The sequence below is a fragment of the Fulvivirga aurantia genome (assembly GCF_009711475.1).
GTDB classification, from domain to species: Bacteria; Bacteroidota; Bacteroidia; order Cytophagales; family Cyclobacteriaceae; genus Fulvivirga; species Fulvivirga aurantia.
The window spans coordinates 1-1898 of record NZ_SMMD01000349.1; the positions used below are offsets into that span (position 1 = coordinate 1).

Sequence of the window (1898 nt, forward strand, 5' to 3'; positions counted from 1 at the left end):
AAAAAGATAATAGTTTTTCATAAGTGGTTAGTTTAAATGCCCGGTAGCTGATTTAGCTATCGGGTATTTTGTTTTAATTGCACATCATTTTTTTACCGCTGGTGTTTGAAAAATCTCATTCAGTGTAAAAGAGCCTGATGATCAACAACTTCCATATTTCAATTGCCGTATTGGTTTCTAGTTAAGACAAATCTCAAGCGTTTGGGCATAAAAGATAAAGTGCTTTCCCTACTTGTCCGCCCCTTAGACGCTCTCTAGATCGAAAGTAATAACAAACGAATGAAAACAATATGGAAGTACTGTATTGGCATCATAGTGATGCTCAGTATAGTTGCATGTGAAGATGATGAAACGGTAAACCCAATTTCAAAAGATGTAGAAATCAATTTTTCTCCAATAAAGGAAATTGCTGAGAATGGAGAGAAGGTACCAGTGGCCTTAGTATTTAGTGAGAAAACTGCAATCTCAGGCCAGGTTGAGGTTCGCATTTCATCTAGTTTTGAACCAGCTTTTACCACTTCTCCGGCAGCAGAAAATGGCCTTATAACATTAGATATAAACGCTAATACTGATAGTGTGAGCTTCTTTATCAACCCTGTAAATAATGACGTGATAGATCCTGATCGGACGATAGACCTGGAGATTGCTAAAGTGTCAGAAGGTTTTGAGACAGGTGAGAAACACAAAGCATCGCTTAAAGTACTTGATGATGATAAAAATGAAGTACCTGCTAACCAGGTAAAAGTGAATTTTACGGTTAGTGAGATGACTTTGATAGAAAATAACAGTCAGGGAATTACGGTTGATATTGCATTGTCTGCACCAGCCCCTCAAGGAGAAATACGTCTTTTTTTAGCTGGCTTTACAGAAAACCTAATAGTGGAAGGTCATGAGATTGTTGATGAGGAGGTAACGCTGATCATTTCCAAGGGGGAGATGGATGCCAGTTTTGTAATAAAGCCTATTTACAATACTAAACTCAGTGGTGGTACTAACGTGACAATCAGCCTTTCGTCAATGAGTGAGGGTTTCCTGCCCGGTACCCAGACTTACTTTACACTTTATATCAAAGATGTTGAGTTGATGGGCAAGCCAAAGTCTTTTGAGAGTGTTTCCACCAGCGATAGGTATAAAGAAACCTATGTTTATAATGAGGAAGGAAAGATTAACTATGTGTATTGGGAAAGTGAAACACCGGGTTTTAGGTCTGGTACTAAGACCTATTACTATAGCGAAAACGGCTTGATCGAAAGAATTAATACAGGCGTTGAACAAGACCAATATTTCTACAGCGAAGATGGACGTATAGTACGTTCGGAAACTTTCGATTATGGAGTTATGAAAGCCTATAGTTTATATGATTATGATGAGGCAGGTAATTTAGGAGGGAAGGCAGATTATAGCAGGCAAAGTGATGGCAGTTACAAAGAGACTTTCGTGATGATTTATCTTTTTGATTTTGATCACAACTTATACAAGCACCTGATCTACGTCCCTACAGCAGGTGAAGATGATTATGATTTGATCTCTACAAGAACTTATGAAGGCTATATCCCCGGTAGCTCAAATAGATTTCCTGTTGAGATTATAGGCACTGTGCCTATGCAGAAAAGACTGCCGGGTAGCTACAGACAAGAGGAAAACGGATTTAATATGCTTTTTACTTTTTCCTATACAACTGACCCAACTACCGGGCAGGTGCTGAGCAGAACAGCGACCTCAAGCTACGGCAATCAGGAAACCACTTATAGTTATTATTGATTTGAGATTGCATCTTGAATAACCCTGATTAATATTCAGCCTTCTGATCACTCAAAGCGGTCAGAAGACTGGTTTTTAATAGTATTTATGATAGCAGTTTAAGAGTGCATCACTCAGAGACATAACTTTTTTCAAAC

Annotated in this window: 1 protein-coding gene; it reads left to right on the plus strand. The window is 38.5% G+C overall.

The features are described 5' to 3' along the window. Positions 1-279: 279 nt before the first annotated feature. Positions 280-1761 (plus strand): hypothetical protein, encoded by a 1482-nt coding sequence (locus E1176_RS01725; RefSeq protein ID WP_155208851.1) that lies wholly within the window; start codon positions 280-282, stop codon positions 1759-1761. Positions 1762-1898 lie beyond the last annotated feature (137 nt).

Excerpts from the sequence above, each read along its gene's own strand:
- E1176_RS01725 (WP_155208851.1), top strand. The coding sequence starts at position 280 with ATGAAAACAATATGGAAGTACTGTATTGGCATCATAGTGATGCTCAGT.